Origin of the sequence: Demequina sp. (assembly GCA_024707205.1) — a bacterium.
Taxonomy (GTDB): domain Bacteria; phylum Actinomycetota; class Actinomycetes; order Actinomycetales; family Demequinaceae; genus Demequina.
On the sequence record JANQAD010000001.1, the window covers coordinates 2,507,694 to 2,529,098 of the forward strand.

The window sequence follows — 21,405 nt, forward strand, 5'->3', positions numbered from 1 at the left end:
CCCGTTAGCATCGTGGGGTGTCGTCCTCGACGCGGGTGAACCGCGCGCTCACCGTCGCTGGCATCGTCGCGCTCGCGCTCGCCGTGAGCGTCGCCGCGGTATTCCTCGGGCGCTGGCAGTGGCACCGCCACGAGGGACGCGCGGAGCAGATCGCGGCTTTCGAGGCCGGCCAGGCGTCCGCCCCGGCTCCCCTTGGCGACGTTCTGCCCGACGGCACGGTCACCTTCCCAGATGACGCTCGCTGGCGCACGGCGACGGTTTCCGGCTCGTTCGACGCCGGCAGCCTCACGTGGCTGCGCAACCGACCTGTCAACGGCTCCCCCGCGACGCACGCGCTCGCATGGTTCATCACGGACGATGACCGCGCGCTCCTCGTCGACGCCGGTTGGGTCGAGGCGGAGGCCTCCCAGAAGCCCTCACTGCCCACCGAGCACCTTGAGCTCACCGTGACGCTGCGGCCCGCGGAGGACGACAACGGGACGCCAGGGACTCGCATCACCCCTGATCAGATGCCGGAGGCTCCCGCCACGGAGGTGCCAGGCTACGGGGTGCTCGCCACGGCATGCCAGGACCCGTGCGGAGCGCTGCCCGGCCTAGCGATCACTCCGCTGCCGGAGCTCAGCCTTGGCCCCCACCTCGCGTATACCGTGCAGTGGTACATGCTCGCGGTGGCGGCGCCCATCGTCGCGGTGCTGTGGATTCGAAGAGAACTGCTGGGAGAACAGGCGACGCCGGCGGTCACCAAGCCCAAGCGTCGGGCAGGCCTCAGTGACGAGGACATCGAGGACGCTCTCTAGGCGAGCGTCACCAGATCAAGGTAGGACGGGTTCCACAGGTCCTCAACAGCGTCGGGCAGCAGCAGCACGCGCTCCGGCTCCAGGGCCTCGACGGCACCCTCGTCGTGGGTCACCAGCACCACCGCGCCCTCATAGGTGCGCAGCGCCCGCAGGATCTCCTCTCGCGAGGCGGGGTCGAGGTTGTTCGTAGGCTCGTCGAGCAGCAGGACGTTCGCCTGGCTGACAACGAGCGTGGCGAGGGCCAGCCGAGTCTTCTCCCCACCGGAGAGCACTCGCGCCGGCTTGTACGCGTCATCCCCCGCGAACAGGAACGAGCCGAGCACCGAGCGCACGGCCGTGTCGTCGAGATCGGGCGCCGCGTGGCGGAGGTTCTCGAGCACCGTGGCGTCGAGGTCCAGCGTGTCGTGCTCCTGCGCGTAGTAGCCAAGCTTGAGTCCGTGACCGGGCTCGACCTCTCCCGTGTCAGGGTCCTCAACGCCGCCGAGAAGCCTCAGGAGGGTCGTCTTGCCCGCGCCGTTGAGGCCAAGGACCACAACGCGGGAGCCACGATCGATCGCGAGGTCCACGTCGGTGAACACCTCAAGCGACCCATAGGACTTTGACAGCTCGCTCGCCCGCAGCGGCGTCTTGCCGCACGACGCTGGGGTTGGGAAGCGCAAGTGCGCCACCTTGTCCTTCACGCGCTCCTGCTCCACGCCCGCAAGCATCTTCTCCGCGCGCTTCATCATGTTCTGGGCGGCTACCGCCTTGGTCGCCTTGGCGCGCATCTTCTCGGCCTGCGCATTGAGCGCCGCGGCCTTCTTCTCCGCGTTGTCACGTTCGCGGCGGCGCCTGCGCTCATCCGCCTCGCGCTGCTTGAGGTACAGATCCCAACCCATCGCGTACTGGTCGATCTCCCCCCTGTTGGCGTCCAGATGGAAGACCTTATTGACAACCGTGCGCACCAGGTCGACGTCGTGGGAGATCACGATGAGGCCGCCCGAGTAGGCACTGAGGAACTGGCGCAGCCACACGATCGAGTCGGCGTCGAGGTGGTTGGTCGGCTCGTCGAGGAGTAGCGTCTGAGCGTCGCTGAAGAGGATGCGCGCCAGTTCCACGCGCCGTCGCTGGCCGCCTGAGAGGGTTCCGATGGGCTGGTGCAGCACGCGGTCATCAAGCCCGAGGTTCGCGGCGATGCGGGACGCATCCGCCTCCGCGGCGTAGCCCCCTGCCGCACGGAAGCGCTCCTCGAGCCGCGGGTAGCGCTCCATGGCCTTGTCCCTGACCGCCTCGTCCTCGCTCGCCATGTCGTGCTCTGCCTGGCGCATCTTCGCCGCGACCGTCGCGAGATCCCTGACCTCGAGGATGCGCTCCATGGCGAGCTGCTCCAGGTCACCGGTCCGCGGGTCCTGTGGCAGGTAGCCGATAGTACCTTTGCGGGCGATGTGGCCCGATGTGGGCTGGGCTTCGCCCGCCAGCACCTTGGTCAGAGTGGTCTTCCCCGCGCCATTGCGGCCCACCAGGCCGATCCTGTCCCCTGCCGCAACCTGGAAGCTCGCCGGGCTCAGCAGCACTCGCGCCCCGATGCGCAACTCAACGTCCTTCGCCGAGATCACCTGTTCTCCTTGCCACGCCGAGCGCGATTTTGTCGATGTTCAACAACGTTTTCGCCGATTGGAGGCCCTTGAGGCTGGGATCTTTGTACGGACGCTATTGTTTCGCCATCCATTATCCCAGGAGGAATTCGTGAGCCTGCGCCGTCATCTGACCGGTCAGAACATCGCCCTTGTCACCGTCTTCGCGGGGTTCATCGCCGCGTCCACTCTGTGGGGCGGGGTCGAGTTCGCCGCCGGCGTGCCCTTCACCCTGCAGACCTTCGCCGTCCTTCTCGCCGGCGCGGTGCTCGGGCCGTGGCGCGGGGCCACTGCAGTGCTCATTTACCTCATCCTCGGCACCGCGGGCCTCCCGATCTTCGCCGGGCACACGACCGGCGCGATCGCATGGCCGAGCGCCACCGCCGGCTTCCTCATCGGCTTCCTCCCTGCGGCGTTCGTGACCGGCTGGATCGTGCGCGGCCTGCGCCGCCGTGCGCTCCTGACGTTCACCGGCGCGTTCGGCGCCGCCGTCATCGGCGGACTCGTGGTGCTGTACCCGATCGGCTGGGGCTACGTCGCGTGGAAGGCCGGACTGGACTTCACCGCGACCGTCGTGGCCGCCGCCCCCTTCGCCGTATTCGACCTCATCAAGTGCGTGTTCGTGGCGCTGGTAGCGACCGCCGTGCACCGCGCCTACCCGTGGATCTTGCCTGCCAAGCCAAAGGCGACGTCCGACGCTGTGGCTGCCCAAGCGTCGGGCGTCGCCGAAGGCGGTATTACGGGCGAGGCAGAAGAGGCCCTCGCTACCGCCTAACCTTGACTCATGATCGAGTTCAAGGACGCGGCTGTTACCGCGCCCGATTCGGGCGTTCCGATCCTCGATCCGACAACCCTCACCCTCACCGAGGACCGGATCAGCATCATCGGGGCCAACGGCTCAGGCAAGTCGACCCTCGCGCGGCTCATCAACGGACTGGTGATCCCCGTCAGCGGCACGGTCACCGTGGATGGGCTCGACACCGTCAAGCACGGTGCGAAGGTTCGCCGCAAGGTGGGCTACCTCTTCACCGACCCCACCTCGCAGCTCATCATGCCTACGGCGATCGAGGACGTGACCCTGTCGCTGCGGCGCATCATCGATGACCGCAAGGAGCGCAATCTCGCGGCGCTGGCCGCGCTCGAGGAGATCGGGCTCGGCGACAAGGCCGACGTCTCCGTCAACGCGCTCAGCGGCGGCCAGCGGCAGCTGCTGGCGCTCGCCGGCGTGCTCGCGGTGACGCCCTCGATCATCGTCGCGGACGAGCCGACGACGCTGCTTGACCTGCGGTGGCGCGCACACGTCGGCGCGCTGCTCCGCGCCCTTCCCGTCCAGCTCATCGAGGTCACCCACGATCTCGACAGCGCTTCGCGCGCCGACCGCACCCTGCTCGTCGACCGCGGCGCCGTCGTCTTCGATGGGGATCCGCGCGAGGCGATCGCGCTGTATCGCGACCTGATGTTCGGCCGCGTCAAGGACACGCAGGAATGATCTCGCTGCTCGGCATCTACCGGCCGCGACACACCCCGCTGCACCGGGCGTCGGTGGGGTTCAAGCTGGTGCTGCTGCTCGCGGCGACCATCTGCGTGATCGTGGTGGACGACCCGGTGACGGCGTGCGGAATCGCGGCCGCGTGTCTGCTGCTACTTCTCAGCACCGCTCCGCCGCCAAAGCCGACGCTGCGAGGGCTCCTGCTCATTGCGATCATGGCGGGCATCACCGTGATCTTCCAGGTGTGGCGCGGCGAGTACGCGAAGGCGGTCGATACGGCCGCGGACATCGTGGCGATCTCCGCCCTCGCGCTCGCCATCACGTGCTCCACGCCCATGGAGGAGGTCCTTGACGCGATCTCCACGCTCGCACGCCCCATCCGGCGCATCCTGCCCCCAGAGACGCTCGGGCTGATGTTCGCGATGACCCTCCGCGCGATTCCCGAGGCTGCCCGCCTGCTCGTGGAGGCGCGCACTGCTGCTCGCGCCCGCGGACTCGATCGCAGCCCCCGGGCCATCCTCATTCCCGCGGCCACGCGGTCCGTCGGATTCGCCCTGCAGTTGGGTCAGGCGCTGCACGCGCGTGGAATCGCAGAGGAGGCACCACCGGATCGCAAGCGGAAGCCCTCGCCTGCCGCGGAGCCAAAGCATGAACCCGGCACGAGCCGCCGCGCGCGGCGCAGGGATACTCTGAACCCGTGACGTTCAACGACAACGCAAGCATCAACTCCGGCCGCGTCCAGCGGCGCAAGGGGGCGCTGGCGGTGGAATCGCCATCGGCGGCGGCGCGGGCGGCATCGTCATCGTGCTGCTGTTCCTGCTGTTCCAGTTCATCGGCGGTGGCGACGCCACGAGGCGCGCTCAACGGGCTCACCAACGACACCCAGGATCAGACCACTGACGGCGACTACGCCGCGGCGTGCGACACCGGCGCTGAGGCGAACGCGTCTGCGGACTGCCGCGTCGCGGGCACGATCACCTCGCTAGACGACTACTGGTCCGACGCGATGCCCGCGCTGGGGCGCAATCTCGATCTGCCGGGAATCGTCGTCTTCGATGCGTCCACCTCGTCTGCGTGCGGCACCGCATCTTCGGCAACAGGGCCCTTCTACTGCCCGACCGACCAGACGATCTACCTCGACACCGCGTTCTTCAGCGAACTCGAGAACACCTATGGGGCGAGCGGCGGCCCGCTCGCCCAGATGTACGTCGTTGCGCACGAGTACGGGCACCACATCCAGAACGAGCTTGGCGTGTTCAACGTCGCTGACACCTCGCAGACCGGTGAGGACTCGGACTCGGTCAAGGTGGAGCTCATGGCCGACTGCCTCGCGGGCGTGTGGGCCGGCCACGCGGCCACCACCCAAGGCGCCAACGGGGTCACGCTCATTCAGCCGCTGACCGAGCAGGACGTGAATGACGCGCTGTCCGCGGCGGCTGCCGTTGGGGACGACCGCATCCAGCAGCAGGCAACGGGGCACGTCAACGAGTCCGCGTTCACCCACGGCTCCGCAGCGGAGCGGGTCAACGCGTTCAAGACGGGCTACACCAAGGGCACCGCGACGGCCTGCGACACCTTCGGAGTAATCGGCCGCTGACTCCCGGCCTGACCCGGCTCGCCCCGCCGCGCTCTCCCACCCGCCCGTCATGCCTGCCCCCGCGCTGAAATGGGCTCTGAGTTTCACGAAAACGCGACTTGGTGAACCTAGGCGTACATTTGGGGCGGCGTCACACGCCTAGGGAGGCGACGAGGTCGCGGACTCGCGCCTCGATCTCATCGCGGATGGGACGCACGGCGTCCAAGGACAGCCCGGCGGGGTCGTCGAGCACCCAGTCCTCGTAGCGCTTGCCCGGAACGTACGGGCACGCATCGCCGCAGCCCATGGTGATCACGACATCCGCCACCTGCACGTCTGCAAGGTCGAGGCGGCGAGGGGTCCCGGCCGAGATGTCGATCCCCACTTCCGCCATCGCAGCCACCGCTACCGGGTTGATGGCATCGCCCGGGGAAGAGCCCGCCGAGAGAACATCGATCCGGTCGCCCGCGAGCGAGCGCAGGAAGCCAGCGGCCATCTGCGACCGTCCCGCGTTATGAACACAGACGAACAGCACTGACGGTCGGGCCATGTTGACTCCTCGGGAAGGTTGATGGGTGGCCGCCGCCCGCGCGCTGGCGGCGGCCGGGCGGGATCTAGCTGCAGCAGCCGGGTGGGCAGCACCCGTCGTCACAGTTCAGCATGACGGTCCCCTTTCTGCATCGATGAAGGTCGATGCTTGCGCATCGTGACTCACTACATCGACGTTTGTCAATATATACGCCATACTGACCCCATGAGGAACCTCGAGGTGCTCTCCCCTGTCGCCTGTTGCACGCCGCTGGTGGGCACGCCGATGCGCCGCGCCGACGCCGAGTCCGTGGCGCGGGCGCTCAAGGCCTTGGCGGATCCGGCTCGTGTGCAGATCATCTCGATCGTGGCGTCGCACGCCAACGCGGAGGCGTGTGTGCGACCTGCAGGACGCACTCGGGCTGTCCCAGCCCACGGTCTCCCACCACTTGAAGGTGCTGGTAGATGCCGGGTTTCTCTCCCGCTCGCAGCGTGGCACGTGGGCCTTCTACGCGCTGGTCCCGGGTGCGCTCGGGACGGTTGCCGCCGCCCTTGCCGAGCCGGCGGCCGTAGCCGAACTCGTGACCGCCTAGTCCTCGTCAAGCATCGCGACGAGCCGCGTCGTGGTGCGCCAGTTGCGAATGGTCATGTGGCGATAGGGCACGGTGCCGACCACCGAACTCATCTTGGACCGCGTGCGCTGCGCGCTGAGCCTGCGGAAGTACACCGCGCCCTTGCCCTCCCACGCGGTGTCCACGCCCTCCCGGATGCCGAAGGCGGCCAGGGCGTCCGCCGTCGACGTCCGCGGGTGGAGGAACGCAACGTCGTAGTGATACTTGTCAGGCTCTGTGCCGAAGCCAGCCGGAGCGTCGGACACCGCGAGCCGCAACGTCTCCGAGGAGACGGCCACGACCACGGTGGCGACGCCAAACTCGCTCTCGAGCACACCCTCGACGGCGGCCGCGACGCTCATCTCGTCTCGCCCGGGAGCCGCGAGCAGCACATTCCCAGACTGGATGTACGTGCGAACGCCCTCGAAACCGGCGGCGTCAAGGGCGCTGCGCAATGCCGCCATGGGCACGATGTTGTTGCCGCCAACGTTGATGCCGCGGATCAGCGCGACGTGCGTGGCGACGGGCACGTGCTAGACGTTGAAGCCGAGCGCGCGGAGCTGCTCCCGACCGTCGTCGGTGATCTTGTCGGGACCCCACGGCGGCATCCACACCCAGTTGATGCGGAAGCCATCAACGAGACCCGAGAGGGCCGCGGACGCCTGATCCTCGATCACATCCGTGAGCGGGCACGCGGCCGACGTGAGCGTCATGTCGATCACCGCGTGGCGGTTCGCGTCGAGCTGGATGCCGTAGACGAGGCCGAGGTCAACGACATTGATCCCGAGCTCGGGGTCGATGACGTCGCGGAGGGCCTCCTCGACGTCCGCGGCATTGGACGGCGTTGTAGCAGTGTCAGTCATGGCTGCCTCCTTCTGTCGAAGCCTGAGCCTTCACGAGCGCGTCCCGCAGGGCCATCCAGCCCAGCAACGCGCACTTGATACGGGCAGGATACTTCCCCACTCCGACGAACGCCGTAGCGTCGCCGAGCAGGTCCTCGCGAAACTCGTCAAGGGGCTCACCCCTGTTGCTCATGAGAGCCCGGAACGCCTCGTAGGTGACGTCCGCGTGCTCAAGGCTCTCGCCCTCGACGAGCTCGCTCAGCACCGACACCGACGCCTGCGAGATGGAGCACCCGGAGCCCTCCCAACTCACCGACGCCACGGTGTCCCCGTCCACACCGACGCGCAGGCGCACCTCGTCGCCGCACGTGGTGTTGACCTGGTGCGACTCGCCGACCTGCGGCAGGTCAAGCGTCACGAGCCCGCGCCCGTGCGCCTCCCGCGCGTGGTCCATGATGACCTGCTGGTACATCTGTTCAAGGTCGCTCATACGGTCACTCCAAAGAAGCTCGGCACTGTCGCGAGCACCTCGAGGAAGGCGCGCGCGTCATCTTCGCTGGTATACACATGGCCCGACGCTCTGGTTGAGCCGGTGAGGCCAAGTCGCCGATGCAGGGGCTGGGCGCAGTGGTGGCCAACGCGCACGGCGATGCCGCGGTCGTCGAGCACCTGGCCCACGTCGTGTGGGTGAACGCCGTCGACGGCCACGGCGGCAAGGCCGAGCACGCCATGGGGCGCCGTGACCGGCCCCAACAGCCGCACACCGGGGATCTCTGCGACCCCCTCGCGCAGAATCGCGCCGATGCGCCGCTCGTGCTCCGCGACGTTGCCCATGCCGAGCGCACCCAGGTACTGAGCCGCAGCGGCCATGCCAACCGCCTGCGCCACAGGCTGAGTGCCGGGCTCGAAGCGCTGCGGGGCGTCGAGGAACGTGGTGGTCTCCATCGTCACGATCCTGATCGCGGAGCCGCCGTAGATGGATGGCGGGAGCGCGTTGAGCAGCTCCTTGCGCCCCCACAACGCGCCCACGCCGGTTGGGCCCAGCATCTTGTGGGCGGAGAAGGCGGCGAAGTCCACACCCAACTCCCCCACCGAAACCGGAAGGTGCGGCACGGACTGGCACGCGTCGAGGACGGTGATGGCGCCCACCTCGCGGGCACGGCGGACGAACGCGGCGACATCGGTGATGACGCCGGTCACATTCGACGCGTGCGTGAATGCGACGATGCGCGTGCGCTCAGTGATGACGGTCTCGAGCTCCTCGTAGCGCAGCGTGGCGTCGTCGTTCGCGCCGATCCAGCGCAGCGTGGCGCCCGTGCGCGCGGCCAACTGCTGCCACGGGATGAGGTTCGCGTGGTGTTCTGACTCGGTGACGACGATCTCGTCCCCCGCGCCCAAACGGAACCTCTCAGCGTCGGACCCTCCCAAGCCGTCGGTCGCCGCGGCGAAGCCGTTCGCCACCAGGTTGAGCGCCTGGGTGGCGCCGGGAGTCCACACGAGCTCGTCCGATGGCGCCCCAATGAAGGCGGCGACCTGAGAGCGCGCGGTCTCAAAGGCGTCGGTCGCCTCCTCCGCGAGCAGGTGCGCGCCGCGCGCTACCGCGCCGTTGTGGAACTGGTAGAAGTCCGCCTCGGCGTTGAGCACAGCGTGCGGCTTCTGGCTCGTTGCGCCCGAGTCCAGGTACACCAGCGGCTTCCCGTTCCGCACCGTGCGGGTGAGGAGCGGGAAGTCGCGGCGGACGTCGGGAAGCATAGCTGTGATCAGGCGTCGACCAGGAACCGGTCGTAGCCCTCGGCCTCGAGGCGAGCGGCGAGCTCGGGCCCGCCCTCTTCCGCCACGCGGCCGGCCACGAACACGTGGACGAAGTCGGGCTCGATGTAGTTCAGGATGCGCGTGTAGTGCGTGATGAGCATGACGCCGAGGCCCGTGTTGGCCTTGACGCGGTTCACGCCTTCGCTCACGATGCGCAGCGCGTCCACGTCGAGGCCGGAGTCGGTCTCGTCGAGGATCGCGATCTTGGGCTGGAGCAGCTCCATCTGGAGGATCTCGTGGCGCTTCTTCTCGCCACCGCTGAAGCCCTCGTTGACGTTGCGCTCAGCGAACTCGGGGTCCATGCGCAGCGCCTCCATGGCGCCCTTCACGTCTTTGACCCACGTGCGCAGCTTGGGAGCCTCGCCGTCGATCGCCGTCTTAGCGGTGCGCAGGAAGTTGGTCACGGACACACCGGGGACCTCCACCGGGTACTGCATCGCGAGGAACAGGCCCGCCTTGGCGCGCTCGTCAACCGTCATCGCGAGCACGTCCTCGCCGTCAAGCGTGACGGTGCCTGCGGTGACCTGGTACTTGGGGTGACCCGCGAGCGAGTAGGCGAGCGTGGACTTGCCGGAGCCGTTGGGGCCCATGATGGCGTGCGTCTCGCCGGAACGGATGGTCAGGTCCACACCGCGAAGGATCTCCTTGGTGCCCTCGGGGGTCTCGACCGTGACGTGCAGTCCGCGGATCTCGAGGGTGTGTGCGGGCGCGGTTTGAGTTGGCTCGGTGCTCATGTCAGCTCCTTGGTAGAGGTCGTGGGGTTGTCCACGTCGACGAGCACGCGCTCGCCGTCAATGCGGACGGGGTAGGTGGGAACGGGTGTGATGGCCGGGAACTCCTGGGGCTCTCCGGTGCGGACGTCGAAGCGCGAGCCGTGTGCCCAGCACTCGATGAGGCAGCCCTGGACCTCGCCCTCGGACAGGGACACCTGGCCGTGGCTGCATTCGTCGCCTATGGCGTAGAAGTCGCCGTTGTCGGTGCGGACCACCGCTACTGCAACGTCTTGGCCCGATGCTTCGGTGAGCTCGGCGAGCATGGCCGTGCCTGGCTCCATGTCGGTCACCAGGCACGCGAACTGGTCACTCATCGCCACCACCGACCGTGGCCAGCTCCTCCTCGACGTGTTCCAGCTCGAGGTCGATCTCGCGCATGAGCCCCTTCTCCACGGCCGGCACGCCGATCTCGCGGATGAGGTCCGCGAAGAAGCCGCGAACGACGAGCTTGCGGGCCTGCTCCTCGCTGATGCCGCGAGAGCGCAGGTAGAACATCTGCTCGTCGTCGAAGCGACCCGTGGCGGACGCGTGTCCGGCGCCCTCAATCTGCCCGGTCTCGATCTCGAGGTTGGGCACCGAGTCGGCGCGAGCGCCGTCAGTGAGCACCAGGTTGCGGTTGAGCTCGTACGTGTCCGTGCCCTCTGCGGCCGCGCGGATCAGCACGTCGCCGATCCACACCGTGCGGGCCGTGGCGCCCGCGAGCGCGCCCTTGTAGGTGACGCGCGAGGTGCAATGCGGCACCGCGTGGTCCACGAAGAGCTGGTGTTCCTGGTGCTGGCCGGAGTCCGCGAAGTACAGGCCGAACAGGTCGACCGTGCCTCCCTCTCCCGCGAAGGCGGCGGACGTGTTGAGCCGCACCACCTTGCCGCCGAGGGTCACCACGGTGCCGCGCAGGTGCGCGTCCCTGCCCAGCCGGGCAACGACCTCGCTCGCGTGAATCGCGTCGGACTCCCACTGCTGCAGGAACACGATGTTCGCCTTGGAGCTGTCCGCGAGGTCGATCGACACGAACTCCGAGTAGTTCGCCGTGCCGCGACGCTCCACGATGACCGTGACGTCCGACCGCTCGCCGATCTCGATGAGCAGGTGGCCGCGAACGTCCTCGCCGGCGCCCGTGAGGGTGACGGTGATCGGCTCCTCGAGTTCGGTGCCAGGGGCGACGCTCAGCGCCATGGCTCCCCCGCTCAGGGCAACGGCAACGGCCGACGCTCGATCACCGGGGGCGCGTACGGAACGGGCCTCGGCGTCGGGCTGGGAAACCTCGGTGAGGGTCACGCCCGCGGGGAGCGGAGTGGTTGCCCATGCGAGGTGACCTTCGCCGCCCTCGAGCGCGAAGAACCGCTTGAGGTCGCGCACTGGCGAGAAGCGCCAGTTCTCCTCGCGGCCCGTGGGCACGGGGAAATCGCTGGGGTCGAATGATGTGGGGCGGTCGGCTCGCGAGGAGTCCGGGAGCGCGCCATGAGAATGGTCACCCGCGAGCGTTGCGCGCGAGTGATCGGTGGTGATGGTCAACCGACGGATCCTTCCATCTGCAGTTCGATAAGGCGGTTCAGTTCGAGCGCGTACTCCATGGGCAGCTCGCGCGCGATCGGCTCTACGAAGCCGCGCACGATCATGGCCATGGCCTCGAACTCGGTCATGCCGCGGGACATGAGGTAGAACAGCTGGTCCTCGCTCACGCGAGAGACGGTGGCCTCGTGTCCCATGTGGACGTCGTCCTCGCGGACGTCGACGTACGGGTACGTGTCCGAGCGGCTGATCGTGTCCACGAGCAGCGCGTCACACAGCACGTTGGACTTGGAGCCCTTGGCTCCCTCGAGCACCTGCACGAGGCCGCGGTACGAGGTGCGCCCGCCGCCGCGCGCCACCGACTTGGAGACGATGGAGCTGGAGGTGTTGGGGGCAGCGTGCACCATCTTGGCGCCCGCATCCTGGTGCTGGCCCTCGCCCGCGAAGGCGATGGACAGCGTCTCGCCACGAGCGTGCTCGCCGAGCATGAAGATCGCCGGGTACTTCATGGTGACCTTGGAGCCGATGTTGCCGTCGACCCACTCCATCGTGGCGCCCTCTGCGGCCGTGGCGCGCTTGGTGACGAGGTTGTAGACGTTGTTGGACCAGTTCTGGATGGTCGTGTAGCGCACGCGGGCGTTCTTCTTGACGATGATCTCGACGACGGCGCTGTGGAGCGAGTCGCTCGAGTACACGGGAGCCGTGCAGCCCTCGACGTAGTGAACGTAGGAGCCCTCGTCCGCGATGATCAGGGTGCGCTCGAACTGGCCCATGTTCTCCGTGTTGATGCGGAAGTAGGCCTGGAGCGGAATCTCGACGTGCACGCCCGGGGGCACGTAGACGAACGAGCCACCCGACCACACGGCCGTGTTGAGCGAGGCGAACTTGTTGTCGCCCGGCGGGATGACCGTGCCGTAGTACTCCTTGAACAGCTCCGGGTGCTCGCGAAGGCCCGTGTCGGTGTCGAGGAAGATCACGCCCTGCGCCTCGAGGTCCTCGCGGATCTGGTGGTAGACAACCTCGGACTCGTACTGGGCGGCGACGCCCGCGACGAGGCGCTGCTTCTCCGCCTCTGGGATGCCCAGGCGGTCGTAGGTGTTCTTGATGTCCTCCGGGAGCTCCTCCCAGCTGGTGGCCTGCTTCTCGGTGGAGCGCACAAAGTACTTGATGTTGTCGAAGTGGATGCCACTGAGGTCAGCACCCCAGTGCGGCATGGGCTTCTTCTCGAACAGGTTCAGGCCCTTGAGGCGGAGGTCGAGCATCCACTGCGGCTCGTTCTTGAGCGCGGAGATGTTGCGGACCACCTCTTCGCTCAGGCCGCGCTTTGCACTCATGCCGGCGGCGTCTGAGTCGTGCCAGCCGTACTCGTAGTTGCCGATCGAGGCGATCGTTTCGTCTTGCGTCATGGGGACGCCCTGGGTGGGTGCGCTCATGGTCAGCCCTCCTTGCGGGTGGTGGTGGCGACGGGGATGGTCGCGGCGACTGGGATGGTGGTAGTGCACACGTGAGCGCCACCCGCGAGGGTGGACAGCCGCTGTACGTGAACGTCGAGAATGCGGGAGAAAGTCCTTGCCTCCGCCTCGCACCACTCCGGTGCGGATTGGGCGATGGACTGAACGGGGCAATGGCCCTGGCAGAGCTGCACGGTGACCCCACCCGGCCCCGGGCGAACGGATGTTGCGTAACCCCTCTTGCCCAGAGCGTCGGACAGTGCCTGGACGCGAACCTCCATGGGCGCGTCCTTGGGCACGGAGGGGCTGAGGTCGGCCTCGAGCTGCGCGGACTTGGCCTCCACGAACGCCTCGAGCTCGCCATGCTGGCGCAGGAAGCCCATGGCGTCCACGGCGACCTCCGCATAGGCGGAGGCGAGCGCCTGCTGGCCGTCCGCGGTGGCGACGAAAGAGCGCGCGGGGCGGCCGCGGCCGCGGGCGAGATGGCCCGGCTGCTCGTGGTCGGTGATGTTGCCCTCGTCCTCGAGCGCGGTGAGGTGGCGGCGGATGGCCGCGGGGGTGACGTTGAGCTCGTGAGCGAGCGTGGCTGCGGTGATGGGACCGGCGGTCACGATGAGGCTGAGCACACGATCCTTGGTGGTGTCGGCGGTCATTTTCCTCTCCCCTGACGGCCGTGCTGCGTGCGGCCATCAATTAACCAACATCTTCTTGCCTAAATACGTTCCCCGCAAGCAAGGCGAGCCTTACCTAAGCACGGATCTGCTTTAGGTGCTACAAGGTGCTACTTTGGATGCGTGGCATCCATCAACCAACGCGAGCTGCGCAACAACAGCGGCGAGGTGATGCGTGCCGTGCGGGCGGGCGAGACTTTCGTCGTCACGGTGCGGGGTGTCCCTGTCGCGACGCTCGCTCCGATCTCCGCGGGAGCCGTGCCGGACATCGCTCGGCCCGCGACCACCCGCCTCGATCCAGCGCAGTTCACGCGCGTGAGCCTCGCCGAACCGACGGCAGCGCTGCTCGACGACTTGCGCGGCGACCGATGACCCATTGGTACCTGGACACCTCCGCCGCGCTCAAGCTGCTCGTCGAGGAGCCGGAATCAGCGGCCTTCGCGGACTTCATCGCGAGCGAACAGCCGGAACTGGTGTCGTCGTTCCTCCTCGAGACGGAGCTGCGGCGCGTGTCCCACCGCCAACCCGCGGTCACCCAGGAGGCTGTGACCGGGCTGCTCGCCGGCGTCGGCCTCATGGATCTGCCGGCAAGCCTCTTTCGCGAGGCTGGGCTGCTACCCGGCGACACCTTGCGGTCTCTCGATGCCCTTCACCTCGGTTCCGCGATCCGCGCAGGGCTGGATTGCGTGCTCACCTATGACGCGCGCATGAGCGATGCGGCGAGGAACTTGGGCTTCACCGTGCTCGCGCCGGCGTGAACCCTTCGTCGCTCCGGAACTGGCCCACGGCTACTGCGACAGGGTGACGAAGCAATCCATCTGCGCATTAGTACCGTTGGCGGCCGCAGCTGCCAGTTGGTCGTTCACCGCTTGGTGGACCGCCTCCGCGAGGTCGTCCCCAGTGAGCCCCTCGAAGTCGACTTCAGTGCCCTCCTTCTCAAGGCAACGCGCGATCTCCCCGGCTTGAACTTCGAGGTGGGCGTTCTTTGCGGCGACCGAGCTCGGCTGCAACTGGTAGATGGCCTCGATCGCCTCGGAGTTGCGGCGGATGCATTCATCCGCAACGGGGTTGCCAGTCTCGGGACTCTCATAGAAGTAGGTAACGATCGGGTAGCCGCCCGAATCGTCCGTGGGATAGCGCTCCACATGGAATCCCGCGTCGCTGATGCACTCCAAAGAGGCGTCGATGGCGGCCGAATACTGTTCGAAGGTCAGTTCCCCCGCCTCTCGCGCGCTCTTGAGGGTCGCAAACTGTTGCTCACTGAGCCCCTGGCCCGTGGACCCCCCCACGAAGGAATCGACCAACTGTGCGAACGCGCCCTCGCTGGGCGCCGGCAGTGGCTGCTGGGCAGAGCACCCGCTCGCAATCATGGCAAGAGCCAAGAGCAAGACCGACGCGAGTCCGCGCGCGGACGACGCTGTCATGGCGTAGCAGCGACTCGTTGATGCAAAGCCATCGGAATACCCCCTGGGAGTGTCGCGCCACGCGGCGCGACGTCATCTGAACACTATTGGACGACAAGAGAACGCGCGCCTGCAAACCCTCGCCACCACCCTAGAATTGGCGGGTGACCGACGCCGTGGAATCCCGCCGTATGCCCCTTACCAGGGCACTCGACTGGATCACTGGCCACGCCCGCGCGCTGACCGTTGCCAACATCTTCACCCAGGGCGCCATCATCGTCACGGGCGCCGCGGTGCGCCTCACCGACTCCGGACTCGGCTGCTCCGACTGGCCCTACTGCGAGCCCGGCGAGTTCACCCCCGAGTTCCATGAGGCCACGAGCTACCACCCGTTCATCGAGTTCGGAAACCGCACCATGACGGGCCTTCTGATGGTGGTCGCGATCCTGATGGCCATCGCGGTCTGGCGCGCGAAGCCCAGCATGCGCTGGTGGGGACTCGTCCCCGGGTTCGGCGTGATCGTGCAGGCGGTGCTTGGCGGCATCCTTGTCCACGCAAACCTCAACCCGTGGCTCGTCGCCCCGCACCTTTGGCTCTCCGCGGGCCTCGTGTGGATCGCCGTCTACATCGCCTTGCGCTTCCGCGATGCGCCACGCCGCATTGGCCGTCCGCTCGCCGTGCTTCGCCTCGCCAACCTTGCGCTGTTCGTCGTCGTGGTCTTCCTTGGCGCGCTCACCACCGGCGCCGGCCCGCATTCAGGGGACCCAGATGCGACCACACGTCTCGCGCTGGATCCCGCCGAGATCGCGAAGGCACACGCGGGCTCGGTGTGGCTCTTCGTCCTCACTCTCGCCGCGCTCATCTGGCTCATTCGCCGCGATCGCTCCGCCGCCGAGCCCGAGGAGGTGCGCAAGGCCTGGACGGTGCTCATCATCGCGACGCTCCTGCAGGGCGTCATCGGCTACGCGCAGTACTTCCTCGGCCTTCCCATCGTGCTCGTTGAGCTTCACCTCGTTGGCGTGGCGATACTCAGCGCCGCGATGGCCGCCTTCTGGCACCTCGCACGGCCAGTCACAAACGGGTAACGGTTTCCTACCAGCGGTTGGAATGCCCGACGCTCTTGCCAGGCTTGCGCTCATGAGACACCTTGCGCTCGTGCTAGTTCTGGCCATCAGCTTGACCGCCTGCTCCGCTCCTGCGGCTGAGCCAAGTGCCCAGCCGACCACGGCGTCGGGCTTTGTCGTCACCAGCCCCGACTTCGCTGACGGCGGCGAACTTGCCGATTGGGCGACGGCGAACGCTTATGGCGGCCAGTGCGTCGGAGACAACCTCAACCCGGCGCTCGCCTGGACAGACGCTCCAGAGGGTACGCAGTCGTTCGCGATCACGCTCATCGACCGCAGCGCGAGCAATTACATCCACTGGGTGCACTTCGACATCCCAGGTGACGTCACGGGTGTTGCGCGCGGCGGCAGCGACGAGTTGGGCGGCGAGGATGGGACCGGGAACGAGGCTCCTGGCTACTTTGGCCCATGCCCACCGGGCCCCGACCACCGCTACGAGTTCACCGTCTACGCGCTTGACGCCACGCTGGGGCTTGAGCCCGGAGCCAATTTCGTGGACGTCAAGAAGGCGATCGACCAGCACGAGCTCGCCGAGGCGAGCATCTCAGGGATGAGGTCCGGCCCGGCGTAGCGGGCGCTAGTGCTCTCCCCTGGCGGGTGGGCGCCGCCATGGCGCGTCCGCGGGCCTGAGCGTGGAGAAGTCCGTCCGCATCGCCGCATCGAGCGCGAAGGCGCCCAGAAGCAGCGTCGGGCCAGCAATGTCCGCGCGCCGGATCGCGTTGAGGATCGACGGCACATCCACCCACGCGCCCACCATGTCCCGCTCCTCATCGGCGCGCTCGTGACGCTCGTCATCGGCCACGGGCGTGAGCTCGCGCGCCAAATAGACGCGGATCCCCTCCGAACTGCCGCCTGGGGACGTCAGGAAGTCGATCAGCACGTCCCAGCGCGCCGCGGTGAGGTCGGCCTCCTCGAACAGTTCGCGCTTCGCGGCATCCAGCGGGTCCTCGCCGCGCACGTCCAGCAACCCAGCCGGAGGCTCCCACGTCTCGGTGCGGACCGGGTGCCGATACTGACGCACCAGGTAAACCTGGGATTCGTCGTTGAGGGCGATGATCGCGACGGCGCCGGGGTGGTGCACATAATCGCGGGTCACGACCCCCGATTCGCCGAGGTCAACCAGGTCACTCGTGACGTCCCACACGCGTCCCGTGAACGACCGGCGCGAGTGCAGCACCTTGCGGCCGCCCACCTGGTCGGCGAAAGGCACGTAGTCAACGTCCGACGCTGGGGTGGTTTTCGCTTCGGCCTCGGCCGGTTCTTCGGGCAGTTCGGTCTCGGCGACCAGCTCCTCGGTTCCGGACTCCTCGGTAACCCGCTCCTCGGCGACCTCGACCGCGGGCTCAGCCGCAGCGTCGGGCACCGCGTCATCTACGGGCACCGCTTCGGAGGGCACAGTGCCCTTCTTCTTCGGCATATCAGGCCGTGGCCGGCACGGACGCGTCCACCGGCTCCACGGCCGCGGACTGCCGCTCGAGCGCAGCGCCGATCAGCCCTGCGAAGAGCGGGTGCGCCCTGGTGGGGCGGGACAGGAACTCGGGGTGGGCCTGCGTGGAGACGTAGTACGGGTGCACGTCGCGAGGGAGCTCCACGAACTCGACGAGCTGGCGGTCGGGCGACTCGCCGGACACGACGAGGCCCGCGGCCTCAAGCTGGGCCCGGTAGTTGTTGTTGACCTCGTAGCGGTGGCGGTGACGCTCGCCAACCTCGGTGGCGCCGTAGGTCTCCGCGATCACAGAGCCGGGCTTGAGCACGGCCTTGTACTCGCCGAGGCGCATGGTGCCTCCCATGTCCCCCTCGCCGCCGACGATCGCGAGCTGCTCCTCCATGGTGGCGATGACGGGGTGCGGCGTGTCGGGGTCGAACTCCGATGACGACGCACCCTCAAGCCCAAGGACCGTGCGCGCGTACTCCATGACCATGACCTGCAGGCCAAGGCAGATGCCGAGCGCGGGCACGCCGTTCTCGCGCGCCCAGCGTGCGGCACCGATCTTGCCGTCGACCCCGCGCACGCCAAACCCGCCGGGGATGAGCACGGCGTCCACGCCGCCGAGCGCGGCCTGCGCGCCTTCGGGCGTCTGGCAGCGGTCGGAGGCCACCCAGCGAATGTTGACCTTCGCCTTGTGGTGGAAGCCGCCCGCGCGCAGCGCCTCGCTCACGGAAAGATACGCGTCCGGGAGGTCGACGTACTTTCCGACGAGGGCAACCTCGACCTCCTTCTTGGGCCGGTGCACGCGGTCGAGCAACTCGCCCCACGGACCCCATTCGACGTCGTGGAAGGGCAGGTCGAGGCGGCGCACCACGTACGCGTCGAGGCCCTCGGAGTGCAGCACCTTGGGGATGTCGTAGATGGACGGGGCGTCAACGGCGTTGACCACGGCCTGCGTGTCTACATCGCACATGAGCGCGACCTTGGACTTGACCGACGCCGTGACCGGGCGGTCGGAGCGGAGCACCAGGGCGTCGGGCTGGATGCCGATGCTGCGCAGCGCGGCCACCGAGTGCTGGGTGGGCTTGGTCTTCTGCTCGCCGGACGGCCCGATGAAAGGCACGAGCGACACGTGCAGGAAGAAGACGTAGTCGCGGCCGACGTCGTGGCGCACCTGGCGCGCGGCCTCGAGGAATGGCTGGGACTCGATGTCGCCTACCGTGCCGCCGATCTCGGTGATGATGACGTCCACGTTGGGGCGGCCTGCGCGCGCATGCGGCGCTTGATCTCGTCCGTGATGTGCGGGATGACCTGGACCGTGTCGCCCAGGTACTCGCCGCGGCGCTCCTTGGCGATGACCTGCGAGTAGACCTGGCCCGTCGTCACGTTCGAGGAGGCGCTGAGATTGACGTCCAGGAAGCGCTCGTAGTGTCCGATGTCGAGGTCCGTCTCGGCGCCGTCGTCGGTGACGAACACCTCGCCGTGCTGGAACGGATTCATGGTGCCGGGATCCACGTTGAGGTAGGGATCCAGCTTCTGCATCGTCACGCGGATTCCGCGTGACCTGAGGAGGCGGCCGAGGCTCGAAGCCGTCAAACCCTTCCCGAGGGAGGAAACAACGCCTCCGGTGACGAAGATGTGACGGGTGACATGGTCCTGACCGGACGAGTATCGAGTTCGCTCCACGGAACTCCAGTTTACCAGTCCCGGCCGACGCCGTGCGAGGGTGGCGCGCCGACGGTTGGCTTGGTCATGGGTCAGGTGTCGGTGCCGAGGCCGGAAATGAGCTCGTCAGCGTCGCTCGCGTCGTAGTTCCCGGAGATCCCACCGGCCGCCTGAATCGCGGCCCCGGTGACCGCCCAGCCGCCATAGAACGTGGCGGCATTGGTCACCGTGGTCGCTCCCGCCGCCTCCCCCGCCGTGGCGCCCGTGAACCCGACGACCGTGCCACCGGACGCCGCGACGAACGCGCCCGCGAGGTCGGAGACATCGCCACCTGGCGCCACGAGCAGGAACATATCGGCCACCCCGGAGCGGTCCCCCGTCACCAGGCCTGCGTCCTGCAGCAGGGACCAGAGCGTGTCTGCGCGCTCCTGACCGGCGGCGTCGAACTCTCCGCCGGAGGCCAGGGGAGATTGCGAGGGCCGCCGAGAGCACCTGCGGGGTCGTGGAACCCTCCGGCGGGTTCGGCAGCGAGGCGGTGATCTGCTCCGCGAGAGCATCCCTGAATGGCCCGCGGTCCTCCGCAGTCCACTCCTTCGTGACGGCTACTGACGCGGTGATGACGGCCCCCGCCGTCTCGAGGCGGGCCGATGCCGCGCTCAGATCCTCGTCCGTGGCGTCCGCCGTGCGGACGAGCGCGATGCTGTGGCCCTGCAAGCGCGCGCGAACGGCCGCGGGGCCCGCGACATCAGCGAATTCCCTGCCCTGCTGCGCATCGGCCTGTGCGGCGGCCGCGTCGGCCTGCGCGCGCTCGAGCTCCTGCGCGTTGTCAGAACCGCTGAACAGGCCTTCGCTGAGCAGCCCGGAGCCGACGAGGATGCCGATCGCAAGCGCGAAGACCGCGAGCGCGCCCACGAGGAGCCTGCTGCGCGCGCTCATGCCGTGCCCCCGAACCACCCGGTGACCGCCGTCCACGCGTCCTGCACCCATGCGCGCACATCGTCGATGGACCACAGCGCGATGGCCAAGGTCGCGAAGGCGAGCACGAGCACGGTCCATACAAACAGCAGCGAGTGCCGATGCCGGTAGGTTGCCGCGATGACAGAGGCGTCCGTTGTGGAGCGGCGGGTCACGAGAGCCGTGAGGAACGCGCCGATGCCCACGTCCGGCTCGGCGCTGAGCACGTCGACGGCGCCCTGCCGACGGCCGGCGACGACGATGACCTCGGCCCCTGCATGGTGCGCTGCGAGCGCGGCAAGGTCGGCGCTGCCGAGCGCCACATGAGCGACGTCGTAGCCGACGCCCATCGCCTCGAGGCGAGACCCGACGCCCTGCTCGCCCTCGGGCACGATGACCCTGGCCTGAGCGAGCGCGGACTCTGGCGCCGATTCGATGCCGCCGATGATGACCGCCGGCCGCAGGTGCGCTGCGAGGCACGCGTCCACGGCACCACCTTCGGAGATGACGATGGGACGCCTGTCATTGATGAACAGCCGCAGCGCGCTTAAGTCAGCCGCCGTCGTTGGCGAGTCCGCCACCACAAGCACGATGCGGCCCGCGACATCGATTCCGAGGCTCGGCAGCCCAGCACCCTCAAAGAAGAGCTGCCCCTCGCGCTCGAGGCGCTCGATCGCGTGCGAACCGAACACCGCGACCTGCACCTTGAGGTGATCGAGCGCCGCGGTGTCTGCGGCAACGACTCGCTCCTGGGTCAGTGCCGTCCCGGTCGCGATCACCGCGGCCCCGCGCATGACCCGGTCAGCCGAGAGAGTGAGCATCGTTCCGTCGCGCAGCGCGAGCACGGCAGGTCCCGCGCCGTCGATGACCGCGAGTCCCGCCCGTAGAAGCGTGCGGGCCCCCGCGGCCGGCTGCCTGCCGGACGCCGTGCGCTGCGCGTTCACGACGGCGACGACACCCGCCGCGGCGAGTGCCTCCGCGTCCGCCTCGCGCAGATCGAGCACGTCGATGATCGCGACATCGCCCGGCTTCGCCTTCGCAATGAGCTCGCGCAGGTGCGTTCCGCTCCTCGCCGGACCGGTCACGGCACCCACCGTCGGAATGGCCTCCGTGGAGGCGTCGGCGCGCGCGCCAACGTCCTGCGGTGGTTCAGCCATG

24 protein-coding genes and 2 pseudogenes are annotated in these 21,405 nt (G+C 68.1%); 10 read left to right on the forward strand and 16 right to left on the reverse strand.

All coding sequences use genetic code 11. From position 1 onward, the window contains the following. The first annotated feature begins 17 nt into the window (after positions 1 to 17). Positions 18 to 797 carry an SURF1 family protein gene (locus NVV57_12815; GenBank protein ID MCR6713500.1) on the forward strand — a complete coding sequence of 260 codons (780 nt, stop codon included), beginning with the start codon at positions 18 to 20 and terminating at the stop codon, positions 795 to 797. Here NVV57_12815 and NVV57_12820 read toward each other — a convergent pair. Continuing rightward, a complete protein-coding gene (locus tag NVV57_12820; protein ID MCR6713501.1) occupies positions 794 to 2,392 on the reverse strand; it encodes an ATP-binding cassette domain-containing protein in 1,599 nt (532 codons plus the stop codon). The two genes, NVV57_12815 and NVV57_12820, sit on opposite strands and share 4 nt — an antisense overlap. 130 nt (positions 2,393 to 2,522) lie before the next feature. On the opposite strand from NVV57_12820, the gene NVV57_12825 reads away from it, so the two are divergent. From NVV57_12825 to NVV57_12840, 4 genes are all read left to right on the forward strand, one after another. Continuing rightward, complete coding sequence (locus tag NVV57_12825) at positions 2,523 to 3,185, forward strand: biotin transporter BioY (GenBank protein ID MCR6713502.1); 663 nt, start codon at positions 2,523 to 2,525, stop codon at positions 3,183 to 3,185. Between the two features lie 9 nt (positions 3,186 to 3,194). After that, positions 3,195 to 3,899 carry an energy-coupling factor ABC transporter ATP-binding protein gene (locus NVV57_12830; protein MCR6713503.1) on the forward strand — a complete coding sequence of 235 codons (705 nt, stop codon included), beginning with the start codon at positions 3,195 to 3,197 and terminating at the stop codon, positions 3,897 to 3,899. Next, positions 3,896 to 4,600 carry an energy-coupling factor transporter transmembrane protein EcfT gene (locus NVV57_12835; protein MCR6713504.1) on the forward strand — a complete coding sequence of 235 codons (705 nt, stop codon included), beginning with the start codon at positions 3,896 to 3,898 and terminating at the stop codon, positions 4,598 to 4,600. The genes NVV57_12830 and NVV57_12835 overlap by 4 nt, the downstream gene beginning before the upstream one ends. Positions 4,601 to 4,737: 137 nt before the next feature. Next, on the forward strand, positions 4,738 to 5,496 hold the full coding sequence (locus NVV57_12840) for a neutral zinc metallopeptidase (protein ID MCR6713505.1): 759 nt from the start codon (positions 4,738 to 4,740) through the stop codon (positions 5,494 to 5,496). A gap of 130 nt (positions 5,497 to 5,626) precedes the next feature. On the opposite strand, the gene NVV57_12845 is transcribed toward NVV57_12840, so the two are convergent. After that, complete coding sequence (locus tag NVV57_12845; GenBank protein ID MCR6713506.1) at positions 5,627 to 6,025, reverse strand: arsenate reductase ArsC; 399 nt, start codon at positions 6,023 to 6,025, stop codon at positions 5,627 to 5,629. Between the two features lie 264 nt (positions 6,026 to 6,289). On the opposite strand from NVV57_12845, the pseudogene NVV57_12850 reads away from it, so the two are divergent. Continuing rightward, positions 6,290 to 6,596: pseudogene (locus NVV57_12850) on the forward strand (metalloregulator ArsR/SmtB family transcription factor). Here NVV57_12850 and NVV57_12855 read toward each other — a convergent pair. The 9 genes from NVV57_12855 to NVV57_12895 are packed head-to-tail and all read right to left on the reverse strand — an operon-like array spanning position 6,593 to position 13,654. Then, positions 6,593 to 7,144 carry a DUF1697 domain-containing protein gene (locus tag NVV57_12855; protein ID MCR6713507.1) on the reverse strand — a complete coding sequence of 184 codons (552 nt, stop codon included), beginning with the start codon at positions 7,142 to 7,144 and terminating at the stop codon, positions 6,593 to 6,595. The pseudogene NVV57_12850 and the gene NVV57_12855 overlap by 4 nt on opposite strands. A 3-nt stretch (positions 7,145 to 7,147) precedes the next feature. Continuing rightward, a complete protein-coding gene (locus tag NVV57_12860) occupies positions 7,148 to 7,477 on the reverse strand; it encodes a metal-sulfur cluster assembly factor (GenBank protein MCR6713508.1) in 330 nt (109 codons plus the stop codon). Further along, on the reverse strand, positions 7,470 to 7,946 hold the full coding sequence (locus NVV57_12865) for an SUF system NifU family Fe-S cluster assembly protein (protein ID MCR6713509.1): 477 nt from the start codon (positions 7,944 to 7,946) through the stop codon (positions 7,470 to 7,472). The genes NVV57_12860 and NVV57_12865 overlap by 8 nt, the downstream gene beginning before the upstream one ends. After that, on the reverse strand, positions 7,943 to 9,208 hold the full coding sequence (locus tag NVV57_12870) for a SufS family cysteine desulfurase (protein MCR6713510.1): 1,266 nt from the start codon (positions 9,206 to 9,208) through the stop codon (positions 7,943 to 7,945). Before NVV57_12870 ends, NVV57_12865 begins: the two co-directional genes overlap by 4 nt. Positions 9,209 to 9,216: 8 nt before the next feature. After that, positions 9,217 to 10,002: a Fe-S cluster assembly ATPase SufC gene (gene sufC / locus NVV57_12875; GenBank protein ID MCR6713511.1), complete on the reverse strand. Its 786-nt coding sequence runs from the start codon at positions 10,000 to 10,002 to the stop codon at positions 9,217 to 9,219. Continuing rightward, positions 9,999 to 10,355 (reverse strand): non-heme iron oxygenase ferredoxin subunit, encoded by a 357-nt coding sequence (locus NVV57_12880; GenBank protein ID MCR6713512.1) that lies wholly within the window; start codon positions 10,353 to 10,355, stop codon positions 9,999 to 10,001. The genes sufC and NVV57_12880 overlap by 4 nt, the downstream gene beginning before the upstream one ends. After that, on the reverse strand, positions 10,348 to 11,553 hold the full coding sequence (sufD, locus tag NVV57_12885) for a Fe-S cluster assembly protein SufD (protein ID MCR6713513.1): 1,206 nt from the start codon (positions 11,551 to 11,553) through the stop codon (positions 10,348 to 10,350). The genes NVV57_12880 and sufD overlap by 8 nt, the downstream gene beginning before the upstream one ends. Continuing rightward, on the reverse strand, positions 11,550 to 12,983 hold the full coding sequence (gene sufB / locus NVV57_12890) for a Fe-S cluster assembly protein SufB (GenBank protein MCR6713514.1): 1,434 nt from the start codon (positions 12,981 to 12,983) through the stop codon (positions 11,550 to 11,552). Before sufB ends, sufD begins: the two co-directional genes overlap by 4 nt. A gap of 2 nt (positions 12,984 to 12,985) precedes the next feature. After that, positions 12,986 to 13,654, reverse strand: coding sequence for an HTH domain-containing protein (locus NVV57_12895; protein MCR6713515.1), 669 nt, complete (start codon positions 13,652 to 13,654; stop codon positions 12,986 to 12,988). A gap of 141 nt (positions 13,655 to 13,795) precedes the next feature. On the opposite strand from NVV57_12895, the gene NVV57_12900 reads away from it, so the two are divergent. Continuing rightward, a complete protein-coding gene (locus NVV57_12900; GenBank protein MCR6713516.1) occupies positions 13,796 to 14,044 on the forward strand; it encodes a type II toxin-antitoxin system prevent-host-death family antitoxin in 249 nt (82 codons plus the stop codon). Then, positions 14,041 to 14,430, forward strand: coding sequence for a type II toxin-antitoxin system VapC family toxin (locus NVV57_12905; protein MCR6713517.1), 390 nt, complete (start codon positions 14,041 to 14,043; stop codon positions 14,428 to 14,430). Before NVV57_12900 ends, NVV57_12905 begins: the two co-directional genes overlap by 4 nt. Before the next feature lie 30 nt (positions 14,431 to 14,460). Here NVV57_12905 and NVV57_12910 read toward each other — a convergent pair whose 3' ends face one another. Beyond that, positions 14,461 to 15,096, reverse strand: coding sequence for a hypothetical protein (locus NVV57_12910; protein ID MCR6713518.1), 636 nt, complete (start codon positions 15,094 to 15,096; stop codon positions 14,461 to 14,463). 143 nt (positions 15,097 to 15,239) lie between these two features. Between NVV57_12910 and NVV57_12915 the strand changes: the two genes are divergently transcribed. Next, positions 15,240 to 16,160 carry a COX15/CtaA family protein gene (locus tag NVV57_12915; GenBank protein ID MCR6713519.1) on the forward strand — a complete coding sequence of 307 codons (921 nt, stop codon included), beginning with the start codon at positions 15,240 to 15,242 and terminating at the stop codon, positions 16,158 to 16,160. A gap of 52 nt (positions 16,161 to 16,212) precedes the next feature. Next, entirely contained in the window at positions 16,213 to 16,770 is a 558-nt protein-coding gene (locus NVV57_12920) for a YbhB/YbcL family Raf kinase inhibitor-like protein (GenBank protein MCR6713520.1), read from the forward strand. A gap of 6 nt (positions 16,771 to 16,776) precedes the next feature. Here the strand turns inward: NVV57_12920 and NVV57_12925 are convergent, their stop codons facing one another. From NVV57_12925 to steA, 4 genes and pseudogenes are all read right to left on the reverse strand, one after another. Further along, positions 16,777 to 17,595: an NUDIX hydrolase gene (locus NVV57_12925; GenBank protein MCR6713521.1), complete on the reverse strand. Its 819-nt coding sequence runs from the start codon at positions 17,593 to 17,595 to the stop codon at positions 16,777 to 16,779. Between the two features lie 22 nt (positions 17,596 to 17,617). Next, a pseudogene (locus NVV57_12930) lies at positions 17,618 to 19,314 on the reverse strand (CTP synthase). A gap of 71 nt (positions 19,315 to 19,385) precedes the next feature. Next, the gene (locus NVV57_12935; protein ID MCR6713522.1) at positions 19,386 to 19,676 is read right to left on the reverse strand and encodes a hypothetical protein; all 291 of its coding nucleotides are present in this window, start codon (positions 19,674 to 19,676) and stop codon (positions 19,386 to 19,388) included. Positions 19,677 to 20,225: 549 nt separating this feature from the next. After that, positions 20,226 to 21,404, reverse strand: coding sequence for a putative cytokinetic ring protein SteA (gene steA, locus NVV57_12940; protein MCR6713523.1), 1,179 nt, complete (start codon positions 21,402 to 21,404; stop codon positions 20,226 to 20,228). Position 21,405 lies beyond the last annotated feature (1 nt).

What these genes read in the sequence shown, in the direction of transcription:
- sufB (MCR6713514.1), bottom strand. Translation starts at nt 12,983, where the DNA reads ATGAGCGCACCCACCCAGGGCGTCCCCATGACGCAAGACGAAACGATC.
- NVV57_12895 (MCR6713515.1), bottom strand. Translation starts at nt 13,654, where the DNA reads ATGACCGCCGACACCACCAAGGATCGTGTGCTCAGCCTCATCGTGACC.
- NVV57_12830 (MCR6713503.1), top strand. Translation starts at nt 3,195, where the DNA reads ATGATCGAGTTCAAGGACGCGGCTGTTACCGCGCCCGATTCGGGCGTT.
- NVV57_12865 (MCR6713509.1), bottom strand. Translation starts at nt 7,946, where the DNA reads ATGAGCGACCTTGAACAGATGTACCAGCAGGTCATCATGGACCACGCG.
- NVV57_12860 (MCR6713508.1), bottom strand. Translation starts at nt 7,477, where the DNA reads ATGACTGACACTGCTACAACGCCGTCCAATGCCGCGGACGTCGAGGAG.
- NVV57_12880 (MCR6713512.1), bottom strand. Translation starts at nt 10,355, where the DNA reads ATGAGTGACCAGTTCGCGTGCCTGGTGACCGACATGGAGCCAGGCACG.
- NVV57_12870 (MCR6713510.1), bottom strand. Translation starts at nt 9,208, where the DNA reads ATGCTTCCCGACGTCCGCCGCGACTTCCCGCTCCTCACCCGCACGGTG.
- NVV57_12905 (MCR6713517.1), top strand. Translation starts at nt 14,041, where the DNA reads ATGACCCATTGGTACCTGGACACCTCCGCCGCGCTCAAGCTGCTCGTC.
- NVV57_12920 (MCR6713520.1), top strand. Translation starts at nt 16,213, where the DNA reads ATGAGACACCTTGCGCTCGTGCTAGTTCTGGCCATCAGCTTGACCGCC.
- sufC (MCR6713511.1), bottom strand. Translation starts at nt 10,002, where the DNA reads ATGAGCACCGAGCCAACTCAAACCGCGCCCGCACACACCCTCGAGATC.
- NVV57_12910 (MCR6713518.1), bottom strand. Translation starts at nt 15,096, where the DNA reads ATGACAGCGTCGTCCGCGCGCGGACTCGCGTCGGTCTTGCTCTTGGCT.
- steA (MCR6713523.1), bottom strand. Translation starts at nt 21,404, where the DNA reads ATGGCTGAACCACCGCAGGACGTTGGCGCGCGCGCCGACGCCTCCACG.
- NVV57_12835 (MCR6713504.1), top strand. Translation starts at nt 3,896, where the DNA reads ATGATCTCGCTGCTCGGCATCTACCGGCCGCGACACACCCCGCTGCAC.
- NVV57_12845 (MCR6713506.1), bottom strand. Translation starts at nt 6,025, where the DNA reads ATGGCCCGACCGTCAGTGCTGTTCGTCTGTGTTCATAACGCGGGACGG.